The sequence below is a fragment of the Pseudomonas sp. IT-93MI4 genome, from assembly GCF_949767635.1.
Taxonomy (GTDB): domain Bacteria; phylum Pseudomonadota; class Gammaproteobacteria; order Pseudomonadales; family Pseudomonadaceae; genus Aquipseudomonas; species Aquipseudomonas putida_A.
The window spans coordinates 191653-213208 of record NZ_CATKPP010000054.1 but is presented as its reverse complement, the minus strand read 5'-3'; the positions used below and the strand labels follow the sequence as shown (position 1 = coordinate 213208).

Genomic DNA, 21556 nt, shown 5'->3' with positions numbered 1-21556 from the left:
CCAACCCGGACGGCGTTCGCTGGTGCTATTGTCAGGCGCAGATTGAGCGGGTGTCACTGCCGCACTACCTTCTTACAGGGTTCTGCCAACGGCTTGCTCGTAGCAGGAAAGGAAATGCCGCCACTGCGACTCATCCCAGAAAGAATGCCGTCTGAGTTGAGGAATGTCGTGACGCGCCGCGCCCATTGCCGTAGCACGACCGCGAGATTTCTCCAGGTCAAGCAGCGCCAGTTCGAAATCGAAGTCTGTGTCGGTAATCGACGCCTTGATAAAGATGTGTTTGGAACGCATGCAACCGTGCTGCCATTTGCCCGAGTGCATCCGCGCCAGCATTTGCGCCAAACGTTCAAGGAGTCGCAGATGTTGCTCTGTGGTCAACAGGCTTGCAGCGCCCTGGCTATACCAGGTATCCAGATCGATGAAGCCGCCCAGGTCTTTGGTAACCAAGACACCCTGCCATACGCCGTCGACTTTTCTCGCGCCATAAAATACCGGTCTTGGCGCATTCACGCCCAGCTCTTCGAGTCTTGAAAGGGCAACGCCTTCACGCAGTGCGGTGGGTCGGCCAGTGGGGTAACGGAGACTGCGGAACAAATGGCCGGTCTGGCGCTTTACAAAAAACGTCTTGTCACCTTGAACAATCAGCTGGACACCGCTGGTGCCGCTGCGGCGCACATTCGGCGGTTCCACCCACGACCCGCAAGTACCCCACCAGAAATCAAATTCATCGCCTGCCCTGCCCATTGTGCGCTCCATTTATTGTAGAAATCGTTTCGTGCGACGTTTGCATGAGGGTCGCAACAGCAGCTCAGTCTGTTGGTGGACGTTAATAGTTCCCTCGGTTTTCGAGGATTTTAGGGCCAGCTTGGGGCTTTTACGCAACCACGTGACGAAAATTGGCTATTGAGGGGTGTTTATCCCTTCTGGTGTGTCCTTTTCGCCGATAGCCGATGACATCAAACACAGATGCCAACCGCGTCGCGAGGGTCCGCCCGACTGTTTTTTTCGATTAACTTGAAAGCCGTTAAATTGACCCAGGTCATGATTCAATTCGATTGAGGCAAATAACGAGCAACGTCCTTGATCCGCATTTTCTTTGTGCTAAAAGTATTGCCGCCAGTGGCTCCTTACAGGGATGAGTAAGGGTTTGCTCATCCGCAGCCATTGCCCACGGATGCATACTTTCAACAAGGAAGTCATATGAAAATAGTTGGGCTGTCCGGGATTCTCCCGTCACGCATCGTCAGCAATCAGGACGTTATAAACCTGGTCGAGGAACACTCTAAAGATACCTTCCAGGAAGACTTGCCAAAAACCTTGAAGACCATCAGCAAGTTGCTTGAAAAAAGTGGCAGCGGCACGCGCCACTGGCTGGGCGCCGACGAAACGCCGATGCAACTGATGGAGACTGCATTCAACTCCGCGCTCGCCCAGGCCAATATCGACAAGGCCGACCTGGATCTGTTGATCTATCCGAACGTTACGCGAGGCTTTATCGAGCCGGCCAACAGTACGTTCATCGCCAAGGCGCTGGGCCTGAGCTGCAGAAACTTTGATGTGGTGGACGCCTGCAACGGTTGGGTGACAGCCATGGATGTCATCAACAGCAAAATGCAGGCCGGCGAGATTCGCTACGCGGCGATCGTCAATATGGAATTTGGCATGTCTGCTGGCGGGCCGGTCATGCCCAAGAACTTCTCTTTGCAGTCGTCGGCGGAACTGGCTTACAAGTTTCCGAGTTTTACCATTGGCGAAGCCGTCACGGTTACCATCCTCAGTCATGAAGCCCCCGGCAACTTCAAGTTCTCGTACATCAACCGGCCGGACTTGAGTGACTTGTCGACCATCTCTCTGCCGGATTGGAAACTGTTCTGCAATGAGGAGGATATTCCACGTATTTCACCGACCGGCGGCCAGTATCAATTCAATTCCTACGCAGCAGCCTTGCATGAAGATGGCCGCAACGAAGCGATCAAAGTCTTCAATCTGCAAAACACCTCTGCAGCAGATGTTCATAAAGTGTTTATTCATACCGGTTCGCCAAAGATGTGGGAGCACATTGGGCAACTGATCGGTATTGATCAAAAGCTGCACCACGTCGGGCATAAGACCGGCAACATCATTACCGCGTCCATCCCCTACGGCATCTTCGATGCGATGAGTCGGGGCGAAGCCGAGAACGGCCAGTTTTGCATGGGTTGGGCAGGCAGTGGCGGGATGGTCTTCTCTGCGTTGTCATTTACTCTGTAAGGCCTGAAGCAACTTGCCGTCGTGAGGCGGCAAGTTGCTCGTCCATGATCAAACTGTTGGTCGGTACCAAAACGAAAATCGCGCTTCGATCTCTAGGCCAGCGGCGGGTAGTCGGTATAGCCCTCTTCCGAACCACTGTAAAAAGTGGAGGCATCCGCAGTAGCCAGCGGCGCATCAAGGAAGAAGCGTTCCGGCAGATCAGGGTTGCTGATGAACAGCGTGCCAAATGTGACTGCATCGGCCAGGCCGGTTTGCAGGGCCTGTTCCGCAGACTTCCGATCATAACCAACATTTAACACGAAAATTCCTGAGAACCGCTGGCGAGCCCCGGGCGCCAAGGGTTTCGCGCCTTCCGGCAGAGTCCCGGGTTCCATGAAGTGCAGAATTCCAACGTTTCTCTTTTCCAGCGCTTCTACCGCGTACATGTAGGTCTGCTCGAGATTGGAGTCGCCCATGTCATTGTACGGAATGCGCGGCGACAGCCTGACCGAGATACGGGCCGGTCCGAAGACTCTGATCGCGGCGTCCGTGGCTTCAAGCAAGAACCTCGCCCGCTTCTCAATGGTACCGCCATATTCGTCGGTGCGTTTGTTTGAGCCGTCTTCCAGAAACTGCGCTGGCAGATAACCATTGGCACCGTGTATCTCCACACCATCAAAGCCCGCATCTTTCGCGGCCTGTGCAGCTTTTTCGTAGTCCGCAATGGTGGACTTGATTTCATCAATGGTCAGTTCGCGTGGGGTCACCGAGGGTTTGATGCCTTCTGGCGTGAACGCCTGGCTATTGAAGGGGACTGACGATGGCGCGACCGGGAGTTCTCCACCATGAAAATCAGGATGAGATGCTCTACCGGTGTGCCAAAGCTGGGCGAAAATGAGGCCGCCGGCTTCATGAACTGCCTGAGTTACCTTCTTCCAGCCCGCAATCTGTTCAGGCGTATAGATCCCTGGGGTATTCGTCCAGCCGACGGCCTGGGCGCTGATCTGGCTGCCTTCGGTAAAAATAAGGCCCGCCGAGGCACGCTGTGCGTAATAGGTCGCAGTCAATTCGTTGGCCACCTGATCCTTGGATCGACCTCTTGTCATCGGCGCCATGAACACCCGATTTCTGAAAGTGAGCTCTTCGTTGTTCAAGGGGGTTAGAAGCTTAAAATTTCCCATACTTTCCTCAGAATAAATTTATTGAATGTCTGCCCGTGCCTAACGATTTCTCAAGTGCGGCTCGACCAAAGAAATGCTTCTGTCGGATGCTCGATTGGCTGGCTGCAAGCAGCCGGCAAGAGTGGCGAACGAAGGGTTTGGTTCGGACCGCTTCCCTCAAGTGAGGACAATCGACAAGGTATCAATAATAAACCTGGCGTCAATTAGGCACCGTTCGTACACCTGGTAGGTCTGAGGATACCTACCGTCAGGAAATGGTCGGCGGCGTATGGGCTGGCGAGCCGTATACAGTGGCCTCGGGCGCAAGAGCAGGACGCTCTGCGTTCATGATCGAACGGCCTGAGCGATCGATGTGAAGGTTCGGTTGGAGCAGGTATCGAGATTGATTGCCCGCGGTTGAAAGGCAAAAACCAGCGCACTGCCAACAACAAAAAGTGTTAGCAGAGTTTCATGCTTACCAGATCGCGCTGGTTCGATTGAGATCTTCGATGTTTTTCAAGCCATCGGATGACAAGTCCCGAAGCGCAGCATGGGCGGCCGACAACGCGTTCACGTATCCAGTGAAGCAACCTTCCCTACGTACTGGTTGGTCCGATTGCAGCGGCGTCGAACTTCTGCCGGGCAGCATCAACCTCCGGCAACTTGGCGAGCGTCCATTCATGCAGTGCTCGAAAAGGTTGTTGCAGCGTGCGGCCCAGCGGCGTGATTTGGTACTGCACCGCGACTGGCGAAAGCGAAATCACCTCGCGCGATACCAGGCCGTTGCGCTCCAGCCGGCGCAGACATTGCGTGAGCGCTTTTTGGGTGACGCCTTGCAGGCGACGACGGATCGCGTTGAAACGTTGCGGACCGTCATCAAGCACGGCTAATACCATCATCGACCATTTATCAGCGATCTGCTCGAATAAAGCCCGGCTAGGGCAGTCGGACGAGAAGCACAGCGGTTCGAGTTCAAGCATGGCGGTTTCCTTCTGTATACCCAGGCGCTCTAAGGCGCGAGATTGACGCCAAGTTTACTGGATATACCGAGCCTGAGAACGCTTTCTACCATTGTTTCGCCGGAACACTCTGACGAACATAATAATTGTCGAATTCACTGCTTTCGGTGAATTGGAAGCCATGACGGGTATAAAAGCGATTCGAAGCACTTTCTTTGAGAGCGCCAACTTTAACAGGGAGCGCAGCCGCATCCGCCTCTTTGAAAATCTGAGTGAGAACAGCAGCCCCTACACCTGATCCTTGCGCGCTCGGTCTCACATACAAGTGGTCGAGCAAGAGTTCATTGTGGTGATGCTTGACCACTACAAAACCAACCCTCTCTCCAGATACCTCGATATAGCGTGTGTTGCGAGCGTCAAAACCGCCAACAAACCGCTCACGCGCACGCACCGGATCAAATCGCCCGACACGCTCCAGACTTTCGCGCATGGCCTCAATTCGAATGGCTACAAGATTTTCCAGGTCGCTTGGGTGAGCCGGAACCAAAATGACTGGGAAATTTTGATTGGGTGCGACGGGCATAGGTTGTGTTCTATTTACCATCCTGGAAGGCCAGTATAGAGAGCCTGGCTTGTGGGGCCCAGTTTGGCTTCACCGTCGAATTCAGGCCCCCATCTCAAAAACGAACATGACCTGATCAATCTGGATTTTGATTGCCAGAGCCTTGCGTGACCGACAGGTCTCCAATACGACCTCATGGTATTCACATGTCGATATCAGACACGATCATGGCGCAATCAGGCTATTGAATCGGCAGCAAGGCCGGCTAAGGTGCCGTGTCTTCCTATCAAAACAATCCCGGTCAGATCATGGGGTTGATAAGAACTGCGGCGGTTGGACGGGCTTCTCTCGGGAGTTCAGCAGGCAACGATGGTGACCGATCGTATGCCCGTTCAATTGCTTAAATGTCGATCAGCAGAGAATAAAAATACCGATGATCAGCCCGAACTCCATGGATTCGAGTAGCCAATTGGCGCAGGGCTTCAAGCCTCGTCACGTCACAATGCTGTCCATCGCCGGGATTATCGGCGCCGGTTTGTTCGTCGGTTCAGGACACGCGATTGCCGCAGCAGGGCCGGCGGTGCTGCTCGCCTATCTGTTTTCCGGTTTGCTCGTCGTGCTGGTCATGCGCATGCTCGGCGAGATGGCGGTGGCCAATCCGGACACCGGTTCGTTCTCCACCTACGCCGACCAGGCCATCGGCCGCTGGGCCGGTTTTACCATTGGTTGGCTGTACTGGTGGTTCTGGGTGTTGGTGATTCCCATCGAAGCACTGGCGGCCGGGCATGTGCTGCACCAATGGTTTCCGCAGGTCGATGCCTGGCTGTTCGCGTTGGGATCGATCGTTGCGCTGGTGGTGACCAACTTGTTCAGCGTGTCCAAGTATGGTGAGTTCGAATTCTGGTTCGCCATGGCCAAGGTTGTGGCGATCATCGGCTTCATCGGGGTCGGTTTTGCCGTGTTGATGGGCTGGGTGCCCGACCGCGAAGTCAGCGGGTTGAGCGGCCTGATGGCCGAGCACGGCGGATTTGCGCCCAACGGCTTGTCGGCGGTGGTCGGCGCTTTCATCACGATCATGTTCAGCTTCATCGGCACTGAAGCGGTGACCATCGCGGCCGCCGAATCGAATAATCCGGCGCAAAACATTGCCAAGGCCACCCGCTCGGTGATCTGGCGCATCGGCGTGTTCTACCTGCTGTCGATCTTCGTGGTCATCTCCGTGGTGCCCTGGAATGATCCGTTGCTGGCGTCGGTGGGCTCGTATCAGCGCGCCCTGGAAATCATGAATATTCCAAACGCCAAGTTCATGGTCGACGTTGTCGTGCTGATCGCCGTGGCCAGTTGCATGAACTCCTCGATCTACATTGCCTCGCGCATGCTGTACTCGCTGGGCCGTCGCGGCGATGCACCGAAAACGCTGAAGGCGACTTCCGCGGCCGGTGTGCCACGGGCCGCCGTGATCGCCAGCACCGTGCTGGGTGCGTCGATCACCGTGTGGAGCTACTTTATGCCCGCCGGACTGTTCGAGTTCCTGCTGGCCAGCTCCGGGGCGATTGCCTTGCTGGTGTACCTGGCGATTGCGGTGTCGCAGCTGCGCATGCGGCGGATATTGCAACAGCGCAAGGTCGAGCTGACCTTCCGCATGTGGCTGTTTCCATGGCTGACGTGGCTGGTGATCGGCTTCATCTGCGCGGCGCTGGCGGTCATGATGATCACCCCGCAGCACCGCACCGAAGTCACCACCACCATTGGCCTGGCGCTGGCAATCTCCTTTATCGGCCTGATGACGTCGCGTCACCCTGCCCCGGCGGCACGCGCAACGTCGGTGGGCTAGGCGTTCACGCCGAAGCCGATATTCCCTTGGCGAAGACCAAGGGAATGACCGACGCCTGCATCTCAGACCGATTCCTGTGAGGACACGATGTCATCGACCCCCTCCGTGGCCGACGGTACGACCCAATCCGTCGGGTTTCTGCTGTTGGATAAATTCACCCTCATGTCGCTGGCATCCGCCGTCGAACCACTGCGCATGGCCAATCAATTGTCGGGGCGAACGCTGTATCGCTGGCATACCTTCAGCGCCAATGGTGCGGCTGTTTGGGCCAGCGACGGAGTCCCGATCACGCCGGACGCCTCGTGGAACAATCCCGGCGTGGCGGACACGGTGATTGTCTGCGGCGGGGTCGGCATCCAGAGCGTGATCACCCGTGAGCACACCACTTGGCTGCAAGCCCTGGCCCGGCAATCCAGACGCTTGGGCGGTGTGTGCACCGGCAGTTGGGCACTCGCCAAAGCCGGATTGCTCGATGGTCATGAGTGCAGCGTGCATTGGGAATTTCTGGCGGCCATGCAGGAAGCTTTCCCACGCGTAAACGTCAGCACCAGCCTCTTCACCCTCGACCGCAACCGCTTTACCAGTTCCGGAGGAACAGCGCCGCTGGACATGATGCTGCACCTGATCGCCCGCGATCATGGTCGTGAATTGTCCGCCGCCATCTCGGAGATGTTTGTTTACGAGCGCATCCGCAACGAGCAGGACCATCAACGCGTACCGCTCAAGCATGTGGTCGGTACGCATCAGCCCAAGCTGCAAGAAGTCGTTGCGTTGATGGAGGCCAATCTTGAGGAGCCGATCGAGCTGGACAACCTCGCCGAATACGTCGATCTGTCACGCCGACAGCTGGAGCGGTTGTTTCAGAAATACCTGCAATGCACGCCGTCACGCTACTACTTGAGGTTGCGGCTGATTCGCGCGCGACAACTGCTCAAGCAAACCTCGCTGTCGATCGTAGAACTGGCGTATGTCTGCGGATTTGCCTCCACACCGCACTTCTCAAAATGCTATCGCGAGCACTTTGGGGTGCCGCCGAGCGACGAGCGCTCTGGTTCTGCAATGAGTCGTAAACGGATAACGCCGCCGTCATCGATCAACACACTGACAACGCTTGATCAGGCGAGAAACGAATCGACGTTTGCCAGCGTTCGAATGATGGCGAGTGCCGATCTGGCTTGAATGCACCAAGGCAAATTGGCCGGGGACCCACAAGATGACCCGGCCATGTGCCCTGCCCGCTTACGCCTGATCCAAGGCCTCCACCACGCCTTTGTCTTCACCCAGAAACCCGCCACTCTGATGCGCCCACAGCCGCGCATACACGCCGTTCTTCTCCAGCAATTCGGCGTGGGTGCCCTGCTCAATGATGCGCCCGTCATCCATGACAATCAGCCGATCCATCGCCGCAATCGTCGACAGTCGATGCGCGATCGCGATCACGGTCTTGCCCTGCATCATGTCGTCGAGGCTTTCCTGAATCGCCACTTCGACTTCCGAGTCCAGCGCGCTGGTGGCTTCGTCCAGCAGCAGGATCGGCGCGTTCTTCAGCATCACCCGGGCGATCGCCACCCGTTGCCGCTGGCCGCCGGACAGCTTGATCCCGCGCTCGCCCACCAGGGTGTCGTAGCCGGTATGGCCCTGACGGTCGCTGAGTTGGCTGATGAACTCATCAGCCTGCGCGTTGGCAGCGGCGCGGCGGATCTGTGCGTCGGTGGCATCGGGCCGGCCGTAGGCAATGTTGTCGCGAATCGAACGGTGTAGCAGCGATGTGTCCTGGGTGACCATGCCGATCGCGCTGCGCAGGCTGTCCTGGGTCACGTGCGCAATGTTCTGGCCGTCGATACGAATCTCGCCGCTGTCGACGTCATAGAAACGCAGCAGCAAGTTGATCAGCGTCGATTTGCCCGCACCGGAGCGGCCCACCAGACCGATTTTTTCACCGGGACGAATGCTCAGGCTCAGGCCATCGAGCACCTGACGCTCGCCACCGTAGTTGAACTTGACCTTGTCGAACGTCACCTCGCCGCCAGAAGTGACCAGCACGCCGGCATCCGGCGCGTCTTGCACTTTGGTGCCTTGGGTCAGCGTCGCCATGCCATCCTGGACGGTACCGATGCTTTCGAACAGCGAGGTCATTTGCCACATGATCCAGTTCGACATGCCATTGATCCGCAACGCCATGGCGGTAATCGCCGCCACCGCACCGGCGCCGACGTCGCCCTGGTGCCACAGCCACAGGGCGTAGCCCCCGGCAGACATGATCAATGCCACCACCAAGGCCTGATTGACGATCTCGAACAGACTGACCAGACGCATCTGGCGAAAACCGGTCTGCTTGAAATCTTCCATCGCCGCCCGCGCAAAATGTGCTTCGCGGTTGGAGTGGGAGAACAGCTTCACCGTGGTGATGTTGGTGTACGCGTCGGCGATACGCCCGGTCATCATCGAGCGCGCATTGGCCTGTTCCTGACCGACCTTGCCCAGACGCGGCACGAAGTACCACATGGCCAGACCGAACAGCACGACCCAAGCAAGGAACGGCAGCATCAGCTTCAGCGCAAAACCGCCGGCCAGGGCAATGATCGCGATGAAGTACACGCCGATCCCCGGCAAAATCTCGATCATGGTGAACAGCACGTCGCGTACAGCGAGCGCCGTCTGCATGACCTTGGTCGTGACCCGGCCGGAAAACTCATCGGAGAAAAACGAAAGGCTTTGCCGCAGCATCAGCCGATGGAAATCCCAGCGCAGGCGCAGCGGCAGGTTAATCGCCAGAATCTGGTGCTGGACCATGGTGCGCAACGCCACCAGCCCGACACTGAGCACCATGACAATGCCCATGCCCCACAACACGCGGCTCTCCTGCACCGCCGCTTCGCCGCCGGCCTGCCACGTCGAGAGCAGATCGACGACCTGGCCGAGGAAGGAAAACAGCCAGGCTTCATAGACCGATACGGCGGCGCTGAGCAACGCCAGTGCCAGAATGTAGCCGCGAGCGCCGCGAGTGCAGGCCCAGAGAAATTTAGCCAGACCGTTGGGTGGCGGTGGCACCTCGTCAGGCGGGAAAGGGTCGAGTCTTCGTTCAAACACACGAAGCATGATGTTCTCCTGAACGTTCAAGTCAGGGAGATTCTGCCACCGATTGGATCCCGGGAGGTCTTTGTGAAAAAGTGTGTGCTCCCGACCTGACGAGTGCCTGCCGTCTCTACCAGACTGCGATATGCGAATCCGCCCGCGGCTCAGTCCCGCCACACAGCACACCCGTCACTGGATCACGCAGAATAATCTGTCCTCTGCCGTAATCCGTCAGGTCACTGGCGATCTGCACCTCGTGCCCACGACGCGCCAACGCATTGGCCAGATCCCGTGAAGCGCCCTGCTCGATGCCGACCTTCATGCCACCCAGCCATTGCCAGCGCGGCGCGTCCAGTGCCGACTGCGGGTTAAGGCCGAAATCCACCAGGTTCATCACCATCTGCACATGCCCCTGCGGCTGCATGTAGCCGCCCATCACACCGAACGGCCCAAGTGCCTGGCCATCCTTGGTGAGGAAGCCGGGAATGATCGTGTGAAAGGTCTTTTTGCCCGGCGCCAACGCGTTGGCATGCTCGGGATCCAGGCTGAATTCCTGGCCGCGATTCTGCAGGGCAATGCCGCTGTCAGGCAGCACCACGCCTGAGCCGAAACCGTGGTAATTGCTCTGGATGAACGACACCATATTGCCCTGCCCGTCCGCCGTGGCCAGGTAGACCGTGCCGCTGGCGTGAGGATCACCCGGCTGCGGCGGCTGCGCCTTTTCGCCGATCTGAGCGCGGCGGCGGGCGCTGTACTCGTCGCTCAACAAATCGGTCACGGCCACGCGCATGTGCAGCGGATCGGTGATGTAGTGCAGGCCATCGCTGTAGGCCAGTTTCATTGCCTCCAGTTGCCGGTGCCAGGTCTGTTGGCTGTCACGGTGATCGAAGTCGAAGCCTTCAAGGATTTTCAGCGCCATCAACGCGACCAGCCCCTGCCCGCTCGGCGGGATTTCCCAGACATCCACGCCGCGATAATTGACGTGGATGGGCTCGACCCACTGCGCGCGGTAATGCTCAAGATCCGTGGCGCGCAGATAGCCGCCCGTTGCCCGCGAATGCGCATCCAGGCGTTGCGCCAAATCGCCGCGATACAAACTCTCGCAACGCGTGAGGGCAAGTTCTTCGAGGGTTCGCGCCTGCGCCGGGTTACGGAACAGGTCCCCAGCCTTGGGCGCGCGACCGTCAATCAGGAACGTATCGAACCAGGCCTGCAGCACTTCATCGCGATGGGGACTGAACTCATCCAGCGCCATCTGCCATTGATGGGCAACCACCGGCGACAGCGGAAAACCGTCTCTGGCCAGACTGATCGCCGGTTGCAGCAAATCGGCGAACGGCAACACGCCAAAGCGATGCGACAGCTCGGCCCAGGCCGATGGGCAACCGGGCACCGTCACTGGCGTCCAGCCATATAGCGGCATCTGTTCATGGCCGGTCGCCTTGACCGCTTCGATACTTAGCGACGCCGGGGCATGGCCGTTGGCATTGAGGCCATGCAGCTGATCCTTGAACCAGACCAGCGCAAACGCATCACCGCCCAGGCCGCAGCCCGTAGGTTCGACCACAGTCAGCGCCGCCGCCGTGGCGATGGCGGCGTCAATCGCGTTGCCGCCCTTTTGCAGCATCTCGATGCCGGCCTGCGCGGCCAAAGGCTGAGACGCCGCGACCATGCCACGACGGGCGAAGACGCTTTGGCGTTGCGATGGATAGGGATATTCGTGAGCAGAGAATTTCAACATGGCAAAGACTCTTCAAATCAGCAATTCATTGGCCGGACTTGATCCGGTTCCCTTCTCGGGTGATCAGGCGCTGGATGTTTTCCGACGGTCTTCTCGAAGATCTGCAACGTGTCGGGGCTGCGGCGCCGCGAACAAGCTCGATAAACGCATCGTCAATATCCTTGTGAAGTTCACAGCACGCGGCTGAGAAAGGCCTGGGTACGGGGATGGGTGGGCCGGCTGAAAATCTGCTCCGGCGGGCCTTGTTCGATCAGTTCGCCCTGATCGAGCACCACCACTCGGTCAGCCACTTCGCGGGCAAAGCCCATTTCATGGGTGACCACGACCATGGTCATGCCCTCCTCGGCCAGCTCCTTCATCACCTGCAAAACCTCGCCGACAGTTTCCGGGTCGAGGGCGCTGGTGGGTTCGTCGAACAACATCGCCTGGGGTTTCATCGCTAGTGCTCGGGCGATCGCCACCCGTTGCTGCTGGCCGCCGGAAAGCATCGACGGGTAATGAGCGGCCTTGTCCGCCAGCCCGACTCGCTTGAGCAAGGCTCGCGCCTGCTCCAGCGCAGCCTGGCGTGGCACACCCAACACCTGAATCGGTGCTTCGATGATGTTTTCCAGCGCGGTCATGTGCGGGAACAGGTTGAAGCGCTGGAACACCATGCCAATGTCCCGGCGTTGGCGAGCGATGTTGCGTTCCGAGTCGCGCACCAGACTGCCGTCCGCCCGGGTGCGATAACCCATGGGCTGGCCGTTGACGCGAATTTCCCCGCCCTGAATGTCTTCGAGCAGATTGATGCAGCGGATAAACGTGGTTTTGCCCGAACCCGAGGCGCCAATCAGCACCACCACTTCACCGCGTCGCACTTGCAGCGAGATGCCCTTGAGAATCTGCAGATCACCGAAGGCCTTGTGAATGTTCAGCGCCTCGATGATCAGCTCGTCACTTTGCTGCACCATGATCAACGTCCCCTCAGCAGTTTAAGAGTGCTGCGACCGAACATCCGGCTGGAGGCCGGCGGTGGCGCAGAAGGTCGGTCGGACTGGCCGAAACGGTTCTCCAGCCAGCGCTGAAAGAAGCCCCACAGCGTTGTGAGCAACAGGAAATAAATCGCCACTACCAGGTACAACTCGAACACCCGAAAAGTCGCCGAGGTGACCATCTGCGTGCTGAGCAACAACTCCTGCACGCCGATCACGCTGACCAGCGTGGTGTTTTTCAGCATCACGTTGAACTCGTTGCCCAGCGGCGGCACGATCACCCGGAACGCTTGCGGCAGCACGATGCGACGCATCAGTTTGGCGAAGGTCATGCCCAGTGAACGGCCGGCCTCGTACTGGCCCTTGTCCACGGCGCCGATCCCGGCGCGGATGATCTCGGCCATGTACGCACCTTCGTTGAGGCCCAGAGCAATGATCGCCGCCTGAATGTTGCCGGGGATCACCAGCCCGAACAGCTCGATGTCTTCGAAGCGAAAAATCCCGCCCGCCGCCAGCGCGGTGTAGAGGAAAACGATCTGCACCAGCAACGGTGTGCCGCGCATCAGCCACACATAAAAACGCACCGGCAGATGCAACAACGGGTTCTTCGACAAGCGCAGCAGCGCGGCGGCCAGCCCCAGCACACAGCCCAGCAACATCGCCAGCACACTGATCAGGCATGTCAGCCAGAGGCCGGTGAGGTACACGCCGCTGGGCTGCAACAGGTACTGCCAGAACACATCCCAATTGAAGTTCATCAACGCTTACCTCAATCGAGTGTGTCGCTGGAGACGTGCCACTTGTTCAAGAGCTGGTTGTAGCTGCCATCGCTGCGCATGTCGGTGATGATCTGCTGCACCGCAGCGCTCAGTTGCGGATCATCCTTGCGAATGCCCAGCCCGGTCAGGATCCGGCTGAAGGCTGGCACGCCTTCCTCGAACAGATCCGGCGCCATCGCCGCGTAATAGCCGGCGGTTTCTACGGTGGTGCCGTAAGCGTCGACCTGATTGATGCGCAGGGCCTGGAAGGCATCGGTATCGGTGTTGTAGACCACCAGTTTCATCGGCGGCTTGCCGGCCTTGCTCAGGCTTTCATTCTCGGTGTCGAGCAGGGTCTTGATGGTCGAACCGTTGAGCACCGCGATCTTATGCCCGCTGAGATCCGCAAGGGTTTTCAGCGCCTTCGGATTGCCCTTGGGCACCACCACCGCCTGGCTGGAATACATGTAGTTGACGATGTCGATCACCTCACGGCGCTCGGGCTTGTCGAACAACTGGTCGACGATCATGTCGCACTGTTTGGCGAGCAAGGCCGGGAGCAATCCGGAGAATGGAATCACCCGCCAATCGACCTTCTTGTCGCCCAGACGCTTGGCGATTTCCAGGCCCAGATCGACGGTCAGCCCTTTGGGCTTTTGCGCTTCATCAAAAGACACCAGCGGCGGTGAATCCATGCCCGAGCAATAGGTGAGTTTGTCGACCTTGACCAGACGCTCCGGCACCGTGGGTGCGGCAAGCGCCCACTGCGAACAGAGGCCCAGGGAAATTGCAGCCAGTAACAGGCGAGACGTATGCATGACCAGACACTCCAGTTCGGTTAGTAACGGGGCAGTACTCAAAGTCAAAACATCGGCGGACTCGTGTTCCGCTCTGTGGTTATTTTTCCGATTGCAAAAATTTGATCAGTTCGGGGACGGTGCCTTCGATGTGCTCGCGCACCACGGCCTCGGCCTTGCTGGCGTCGCCGGCGCGAATCGCATCGAGGATCATCTGGTGTTCCTGGCGCGCACTCAGGGGCTTTTCGATGTGCTGCAGCCAAAGGCGCATGGGGGCTTCGATCACTGAGTAGAGGGCGCCGATCTGCTTCAGCAGCCGTGGGCGATCGCTGAGGCTGCACAGGTATTCATGGAACTTGCGATGGCGGCTGACCCACGCCGCACTCTCCTCGCGGTAGTCGTCCATTTCATCGAGCAACCGCTCCAGCGCGGTCAACTGACGCTCGCTGATCTTGGGCACCGCGATGCGAATCGCCAGGCCTTCCAGGGCACTGCGCATCTCGAACACTTCATGCATTTGCTCGACATCCAGACCGCTGACCACCGCGCCGCGGTTAGGCCGCAGCGTCACCAGGCCCTGCGCATCGAGACGGCGAAAAGCTTCGCGCACCGGCATGCGGCTCATGCCGATTTCACTGGCGATGTCCTCGGCGATCAACCGGTCGCCCTTGCGATAACGACCACCGCAAATGCCTTCCAACAGAAAGTTGTAGGCCTCTTCCTCGGCGGTCATCGGTTGACGCTGGTCGTAGGCGGGAGCGAATTGCATGGCGGCACCTTTTGTCTTTTTGTATCCAATTATCCACGGATACAAAAAAGCACGATGCATGCCAGATTCCACATGTGCAGCCCAAGCTTTTGATTTGCAAGATTTAAGCGGCAAAACGGCGATAAGGCCCTGCCGTGCAAGACTCGAGCGGTGCTACCCGATCGCCCATGGCGAGCACCGCAAAGGTGCGGATTGGTAGCTGAGTAACACTCAACTGAATGGCAGCGCCGCTCCAGGAACGACGTTTTTTTCGTGGGCTGAAGGACAACTTCCCTTGCAGGCCTGCCTATAGAAATAGGCAATCCTCCCAGACAAACCGGCATACCCTTGCCACGCCGCGCTGCCTACCATGTCGTTTCACCTATCCGTCGGAGCTTGCCATGCACAGCAGCAAAACCTTATTCATCACCGGTGTCAGCAGCGGCTTTGGCAGCGCGCTCGCGCAAGAAGCGATCAACGCCGGTCACCGGGTGATCGGTACCGTGCGCAACGAGGCCGATCTGAAGTCGTTCGAGGCCTTGTCAGCGGATCGGGCACACGGGGTGTTGCTCGACGTCACCGATTTCGAACGCATCGACGGGGTGATCGCCGACGTCGACGCCACACTGGGTCCGGTCGATGTACTGGTGAACAACGCCGGTTACGGTCATGAGGGCATTTTCGAGGAGTCACCACTAGCAGAGATGCGGCGACAGTTCGACGTCAACGTGTTTGGCGCGGCAGCGATGATCAAGGCGTTCGTGCCGTATTTCCGGCAACGGCGCGCCGGGCGCATTCTGAATATCACCTCGATGGGCGGCACCATCACCATGCCCGGTATTGCCTATTACTGCTCGAGCAAGTTTGCCCTCGAAGGGCTCTCCGATACGCTGAGCAAGGAATTGCAGCCGTTCAACATTTTTGTCACGGCGGTGGCACCTGGCTCGTTTCGTACCGATTGGGCCGGGCGTTCGATGCAGCGCACGGCGCGCAGCATTGCCGACTATGACGCCAGCTTCGACCCCGTGCGCAAGGCCCGCGAAGAGAAAAGCGGCAAGCAGTTGGGCGATCCGCGCAAGGCTGCACAGGCCATGCTGCAACTGATCGCCAGCGCCGCACCGCCCGCACACTTGCTATTGGGCAGCGATGCGCTGAATCTGGTGCGCGATAAACTGCAACGCAGCCTCAGCGACATCGAGCAATGGGAAACCCTGACCCGCTCCACCGATGGCTGAGTCCCGGCACAGAGATCAATGCCCATGAGTCCATCCGATCCGTATACCGCGCGCATGGTGCAGTTGCTTGAACAGCTCGCGCCGCTGGAGGGTTACAACCTCAGTGCGCTGGAGGACGTGCGTTTTCTGCGCTCGAATCGGCCGCTGAGCAACACCCCGGTGCTGTATGAGCCGGGCATCGTGATTCTCTGTCAGGGGCGCAAGCGCGGCTATCTGTGCGATGACGTCTACGTCTATGACGCACAGCATTATCTGGTGGTGTCGGTGCCGGTGCCGTTCACCATGGAAACCGAGGCCAGTGCGGCTGAGCCGATGCTGGCGGTGTATATGCGCCTCGACCTGCAATTGGCCAGCGAGTTGATGCTGCAGGTCGACGAGGTGTTCGGCCCCAGCGACGCTTTGCCAAAGGGCATGTACGCCTCGCCGATGGATGATCCATTGCGCGCCTCGACCCTGCGTTTTCTCGAAGCGATGAGCGATCCGGGCGACGCGCAGATCCTCGGGCCGGCGCTGGTCCGGGAGATCTACTACCGGATTCTGACCGGTGCCCAGGGCGGTTCGATGCGTGCGGCGCTCCAGCAGCAAGGGCATTTCGGCAAGGTCAGCCGGGCGATCCGGCGGATTCACAGCAGCTATGAACAGCGTCTGGACGTCGAGTCCCTCGCCGAGGAAGCCGGGATGAGCGTACCGAGCTTCCATGTGCATTTTCGCAACGTCACCGACTCATCGCCGATGCAATACCTCAAAGCCACGCGCCTGCATCAGGCGCGTTTGCTGATGCTGCGTGGCGCCATACCGGCCGCGACGGCGGCGTTCAACGTCGGTTATGAAAGCGCCTCGCAGTTCAGCCGCGAGTTCAAGCGTTTCTTCGGGCGCACGCCGCTGGCCGAAATTGCGTGGATGAAAGCCACGTATGCCCTGCCCCAGTCCGCCACGCCCTCCCCGTATGTTTCTTCGCACTGAGCACTGATCGTTCCCGGCCATCGCATGCCCGTCGCAGTCTCAAGGCAAAATCCCCGCGCATTCACTACGCTTGAGAAATCCGCCTCGGTGCAAGCCCGGCAAACACATTGAACATTGCACGCGGGCCGCTGTTCCAGATGATTCAGACAGAGAATCAAGGACGAACATATGGATGTCTTCGCTCCCGCTGCGCCGGTTCCGCCTCAGCAAAGTGCAATCACCCGCCGCCTGGCGTTTGCGGTCGGCACGCTGTTTATCGTCGGGGTGATTGCCGCTATCGGCACCCTGCTCGGTATTGCCGCTCGCCTGGATCGCGAGGATGTCGAGCAGAACCGTTTCTACATGGCCCGCGCTCTGGAAAACCGCATCAGCACCTCAAAGAGCTACATCACCAGTTACGCCGACTGGACCACGGCTTACGAGCACTTGCACAACCAAGTCGATACCGACTGGGCGTATACCCAGCAGAACATCGGCAAGACGCTGTTCACCACTGACGGTTATGACGGCGTGTTCGTGCTGGATCGGCAGCGCACCAAATACGCCGTGGTGCAGGGACAGCAGGAAGACGCGGACATCGCGCGCTGGCTCGCGGTGCCTGCCGCGTCACTGATTGAGCAGGTACAAAACCAGTCCGAGCTGACTGTGCCTGTCAGCACCTACTCGCTGTTCGACGGCTGGCCGGCGCTGGTCACGGCGGCGGCCATTCTGCCCAACGATGAGCGCCCGGTGGGCGATCCGCAACAGACGTCGGTGCTGGTATTCGTCGACAAGCTGACACCGGCCAAACTGCAAGCGCTTGGCGTGGCCTATGGCCTGAACAACCTGACTCTGATGCCGGATGAACAGCTCACCGGGGAGCAACCACGCGTGCCGCTGGACAGTACCGGTTTCAGCATGACGGCAGATCTGAAGCGCCCCGGGCAGCAATTGTTGTGGTCATTGCTGCCAACACTCGGCAGCGTGCTGGCCGTGCTGATGCTGTTGACCGCCTATTTCCTGCGTCACGCCGTGCGATCGTCGACCTACGTCGATCAGAGTTTCAGCACGTTGAAGACCTCGAATCAGGCGCTGGAGGCGGCCAACCACGCGCTGGAAGCCAGTGAAGAACGCTTTCGCGCCGTGGCCGAAGCCGCATCGGACTGGATCTGGGAAGTCGACAACCAGCTGCGCCTGACCTATCTCTCGGCGCGCTTCAGCGAGGTGACCGGTTATCCGCAAACCGAGTGGCTGGGGCAAGGCATCGGGCAACTGGTGTCCTGCGAAACTACGCCGCTGGAGCTGTGGCTGAAAAAACTCACCGAAGACAGCAATGCCAGCGACCTGCGCTGCACCTACCGCGATCACGCCGGGCAGCAACGCCACTGTCGGCTCTCAGCGCGGCCGATCATCGAGAAACAAAGCGTGGTCGGCTATCGCGGCACCGCCAGTGACATCACCGACGAAGTCGCTGCCCATGCGCAGATCCAGCACCTGTCGATGCACGACGCCTTGACCGGCCTGCCCAATCGCAATCAGTTGTCGCGTTATCTGGATGACGCGCTGCTGCTCAAAGAGCATGCCCCGCCACTGTCGTTGCTGGTGATCGATCTGGACAACTTCAAGCCGATCAACGACTCGCTCGGCCATCCGGCCGGTGATGCGGTGTTGCAGGAAGTCGCCAGTCGCCTGCGCGAATGCACCCGTGAGCACGACATCGTCGCGCGCCTGGGCGGTGACGAATTCGTTGTGGTGCTCAATGGCATGGACACTCGGCAAGAGGTCGACCGCTTTTGTACCCGGCTGGTCGAGAGCCTGCATCAACCGATGGTCTTCGAGCACCATCCGCTGCACGTCGGGGCCAGCATCGGTATCGCTCTGAGCCGCCGCCAGGGCTTCGTGCCCAGCGAGTTGATCCGTTGCGCCGACATCGCGCTGTATCAGGCCAAGTCCGAAGGCAAAAACACTTGGTGCTACTTCGAAGCGCACATGAACGACCAGATCCAGACCCGCCGGCAAATGGAAAGCGATTTGCGTGGCGCGTTGAAGAACGACGAATTCATCCTGCATTACCAGCCGCGCTACACCGTCGACGGCAAGCACATCGTCTCGGTCGAGGCATTGGTGCGCTGGCAGCATCCGACCAAGGGCCTGCTGGGGCCGGACGTGTTCATCGGCCTGGCGGAACAGACCGACCTGATCGTGGCGCTGGGGCGCTGGGTATTGCGTGAAGCCTGTGAAACCGCACTGAGCTGGCCGTCAGACATTCTGCTTTCGGTCAATCTGTCCCCGGCGCAATTTGCCCTCAGCGATGTCGTCGAAGACGTGCGCGAAGCGCTGATCCAGACCCGTTTCCCGGCCAGTCGCCTGGAACTGGAAGTCACCGAAAACGTGATGCTCGTCGACACCGACGGTGCGCTGGCCACGATGAATGCGCTGAAGCAACTCGGGGTGCGGCTGAACATGGACGACTTCGGCACCGGCTATTCGTCCCTCGGCTACCTGCGCGCCTACCCGTTCGACGGGATCAAGATCGACAAACGCTTCATCGCCTCGATCAGCAACGGCGCCAACGATCGCGCCGTGGTTCAGGCGATCATCGGCCTGGGCAAAGCCATGGGCCTGACCGTCACCGCCGAAGGCGTGGAAACCGAGGAGCAACTGGAGATTCTCGGCAAGGATCAATGCAATGAGGTGCAGGGCTACTTCATGAGCCGGCCGATCGACAAGGGCGCGTTTGCGCAGTTGTTGAAAAGCGCCAGGGCTGAACCGGCCGAGCATCCGTCGCCGAAGAAAGGGCGCGTCATTTAGCCGGCCTTGTATCACTGCCATTCAATCATTGAAATGCACAAAGCCCGTTTCGACACGCGTTGTTAATACGTTTTCCTGTTGACTTCAATTGGTTTTGTTCAGGGTGTGTTTAGGGCCGTCATGCTTGAATATTCCTCACCGCGGATCAGGCTCAACGTCAATCTCGCGCTACACACATGTTCAATGCAGGCGTCACCGGACTGTCAGGATTGCGGTCAAAAGAACAACGTCACCAAAGGGTTAACGATGGATCGATATGATGCCCCGCTTGTTGTAGGGCGCACTTCGCGGGCTGGAATGTTGACGGGGTTGATTACGAGAAATCCATGCCTGAGCATTTTTTTCATGACACTGGCCGTGTTCATGGCATTGCAGTACAAACCCGCGGTCCTCAACTACACAACACGCTTTGTCGACTTTGCCGAGTACATGTTGCTGCACGGCATCACACTGTTCCCGATTGCCGACGACCTCAAGCCTTATCCCGACTATACGGTTATCAATACCCTGTTGGTCTATCTGGTTTCCTTGCCGTTCGGCCGGGTGTCCGTTCTTTCCATGGGTTTTCCGTCCTGCGTGGCCGCCTCGCTGATGCTGGTATTCATTTATCGGCTGGGCGCGCTGCACAGCAAAAAATGGGGCGCGTATGGCGTTCTTTTCAGCCTGCTCACCTGGGCTTTTCTTGACGGCGTCAACTCGCTGGCACTGGATATCTATCCGGCGCTGTTAACGGTGATGTGCTTCTACTTTGCCTATGCGGCCGATATAAAAAAGGACCCGCGTCGCCTTGCATTGCTGTACCTCGGGTTGGCACTGGGTTTCGCCTTTCGGGGGCCAATTGGCTTGATCGGGCCTGCGACTGTCATTGGCGCTTATTACTTGCTAAGCCGGCAGTGGCGCATGTTGCTGCTGTTTTCATTGCTCTCGGGCGTGATTCTGACTGTTGGGGTTGCGCTGCTGGCATGGGCCGCCTACTTGCAAGGGGGGCAAGCGTTCCTCGAGGAAGTGCTGAACATGCAGGGCATCGGACGCTTCGGTTCCGACCACGCGCCACGCTACTACTTCTACTTCTCCGCAGGCCTGTTTACCTACGGCATCACGGTGTTTTACGCCATTAATGTAATTATCAAGAAGTACAAACTGTTCTTCCGCTCGACCCGCGATAAAGACATCGACCTGCTGCTCTATCTGAGCGGGTGGCTGTTGGTCCTGCTGGTGCTGTTTACAATCCCCAGCTCGAAGAAAGCGCGCTACATCCTCGCAATCACCCCGGCCATTTCGCTGCTGGCCGCTTACCTCTTCGTCAGCAAGGAAGCCGCCTTGATCCGCGCCAAAAACGGCCTGCTGAACTTCTTCCTGAAGTTGCCCATGCTGGGGTTGGGAATGCTGGTGGCGGTGCTGGTCTACAACAACTTCGCCGATGTTTCGTTACAGCCCAACTACCTGGGCGTAGCCTTGGGATTGTCTGCGCTGCTGAGCTTCTACCATGGCAAACACCAGTACTTCTCCGAGCATCCCTATCGGGAGTTCATGACGCTGTCGATTGGCGTATCGGCATTTCTGATACTGGATATGTTTTTCTTCAACCCGATCACCTACCACCTGGAACTCATGATCGAACCCACGCCGAAGTTTTTGCCGTATTGGTTTTGGTGAAGCCTCTTCCTGATTCATGAGTAAGCGACACGACTGTCCAGTATTCACATGTTGATATCTGACAGGGTCATGACGCAT

The 21556-nt window shown here is 58.6% G+C and carries 17 protein-coding genes; 7 read left to right on the top strand and 10 right to left on the bottom strand.

The features are described from left to right. Nucleotides 1-72: 72 nt before the first annotated feature. The gene (locus ACM6I7_RS20055) at nucleotides 73-744 is read right to left on the bottom strand and encodes a lipopolysaccharide kinase InaA family protein (protein ID WP_097089816.1); all 672 of its coding nucleotides are present in this window, start codon (nucleotides 742-744) and stop codon (nucleotides 73-75) included. Nucleotides 745-1200: 456 nt separating this feature from the next. Between ACM6I7_RS20055 and ACM6I7_RS20050 the strand changes: the two genes are divergently transcribed. Further along, a complete protein-coding gene (locus ACM6I7_RS20050) occupies nucleotides 1201-2250 on the top strand; it encodes a 3-oxoacyl-[acyl-carrier-protein] synthase III C-terminal domain-containing protein (RefSeq protein WP_414889128.1) in 1050 nt (349 codons plus the stop codon). 92 nt (nucleotides 2251-2342) lie between these two features. Here the strand turns inward: ACM6I7_RS20050 and ACM6I7_RS20045 are convergent, their stop codons facing one another. From ACM6I7_RS20045 to ACM6I7_RS20035, 3 genes are all read right to left on the bottom strand, one after another. Further along, nucleotides 2343-3410: an alkene reductase gene (locus ACM6I7_RS20045; protein WP_414889127.1), complete on the bottom strand. Its 1068-nt coding sequence runs from the start codon at nucleotides 3408-3410 to the stop codon at nucleotides 2343-2345. A gap of 575 nt (nucleotides 3411-3985) precedes the next feature. Continuing rightward, complete coding sequence (locus ACM6I7_RS20040; RefSeq protein WP_027611764.1) at nucleotides 3986-4369, bottom strand: winged helix-turn-helix transcriptional regulator; 384 nt, start codon at nucleotides 4367-4369, stop codon at nucleotides 3986-3988. A gap of 85 nt (nucleotides 4370-4454) precedes the next feature. Further along, nucleotides 4455-4931, bottom strand: a complete 477-nt coding sequence (locus ACM6I7_RS20035) for a GNAT family N-acetyltransferase (RefSeq protein WP_414889126.1) — start codon at nucleotides 4929-4931, stop codon at nucleotides 4455-4457. A 412-nt stretch (nucleotides 4932-5343) separates the two neighbouring features. On the opposite strand from ACM6I7_RS20035, the gene gabP reads away from it, so the two are divergent. Together gabP and ACM6I7_RS20025 are read left to right on the top strand one after the other, a co-directional pair. Beyond that, nucleotides 5344-6744, top strand: coding sequence for a GABA permease (gene gabP, locus ACM6I7_RS20030; protein ID WP_414889125.1), 1401 nt, complete (start codon nucleotides 5344-5346; stop codon nucleotides 6742-6744). Between the two features lie 87 nt (nucleotides 6745-6831). Beyond that, nucleotides 6832-7923 (top strand): GlxA family transcriptional regulator, encoded by a 1092-nt coding sequence (locus ACM6I7_RS20025; RefSeq protein ID WP_414889124.1) that lies wholly within the window; start codon nucleotides 6832-6834, stop codon nucleotides 7921-7923. Nucleotides 7924-7983: 60 nt separating this feature from the next. On the opposite strand, the gene ACM6I7_RS20020 is transcribed toward ACM6I7_RS20025, so the two are convergent. The 6 genes from ACM6I7_RS20020 to ACM6I7_RS19995 form a co-directional block, all read right to left on the bottom strand. Further along, nucleotides 7984-9843, bottom strand: a complete 1860-nt coding sequence (locus ACM6I7_RS20020; RefSeq protein ID WP_330205968.1) for an ABC transporter ATP-binding protein — start codon at nucleotides 9841-9843, stop codon at nucleotides 7984-7986. 106 nt (nucleotides 9844-9949) lie between these two features. Continuing rightward, nucleotides 9950-11560, bottom strand: coding sequence for a gamma-glutamyltransferase family protein (locus tag ACM6I7_RS20015; RefSeq protein ID WP_414889123.1), 1611 nt, complete (start codon nucleotides 11558-11560; stop codon nucleotides 9950-9952). A 170-nt stretch (nucleotides 11561-11730) separates the two neighbouring features. Further along, nucleotides 11731-12510 carry an amino acid ABC transporter ATP-binding protein gene (locus ACM6I7_RS20010; RefSeq protein ID WP_103367071.1) on the bottom strand — a complete coding sequence of 260 codons (780 nt, stop codon included), beginning with the start codon at nucleotides 12508-12510 and terminating at the stop codon, nucleotides 11731-11733. Between the two features lie 2 nt (nucleotides 12511-12512). After that, on the bottom strand, nucleotides 12513-13289 hold the full coding sequence (locus ACM6I7_RS20005) for an amino acid ABC transporter permease (RefSeq protein ID WP_225134959.1): 777 nt from the start codon (nucleotides 13287-13289) through the stop codon (nucleotides 12513-12515). Nucleotides 13290-13300: 11 nt separating this feature from the next. Beyond that, a complete protein-coding gene (locus tag ACM6I7_RS20000) occupies nucleotides 13301-14107 on the bottom strand; it encodes an ABC transporter substrate-binding protein (protein ID WP_414889122.1) in 807 nt (268 codons plus the stop codon). 79 nt (nucleotides 14108-14186) lie between these two features. Next, nucleotides 14187-14855: a GntR family transcriptional regulator gene (locus tag ACM6I7_RS19995; protein WP_027611755.1), complete on the bottom strand. Its 669-nt coding sequence runs from the start codon at nucleotides 14853-14855 to the stop codon at nucleotides 14187-14189. A gap of 380 nt (nucleotides 14856-15235) precedes the next feature. Between ACM6I7_RS19995 and ACM6I7_RS19990 the strand changes: the two genes are divergently transcribed. From ACM6I7_RS19990 to ACM6I7_RS19975, 4 genes are all read left to right on the top strand, one after another. Continuing rightward, the gene (locus ACM6I7_RS19990) at nucleotides 15236-16069 is read left to right on the top strand and encodes an oxidoreductase (RefSeq protein ID WP_027611754.1); all 834 of its coding nucleotides are present in this window, start codon (nucleotides 15236-15238) and stop codon (nucleotides 16067-16069) included. 24 nt (nucleotides 16070-16093) lie between these two features. After that, nucleotides 16094-17032 (top strand): AraC family transcriptional regulator N-terminal domain-containing protein, encoded by a 939-nt coding sequence (locus ACM6I7_RS19985; protein WP_414889121.1) that lies wholly within the window; start codon nucleotides 16094-16096, stop codon nucleotides 17030-17032. 168 nt (nucleotides 17033-17200) lie between these two features. After that, nucleotides 17201-19822 (top strand): EAL domain-containing protein, encoded by a 2622-nt coding sequence (locus tag ACM6I7_RS19980; protein ID WP_414889120.1) that lies wholly within the window; start codon nucleotides 17201-17203, stop codon nucleotides 19820-19822. A gap of 345 nt (nucleotides 19823-20167) precedes the next feature. Then, on the top strand, nucleotides 20168-21478 hold the full coding sequence (locus ACM6I7_RS19975) for an ArnT family glycosyltransferase (protein ID WP_414889119.1): 1311 nt from the start codon (nucleotides 20168-20170) through the stop codon (nucleotides 21476-21478). Nucleotides 21479-21556: the final 78 nt, after the last annotated feature.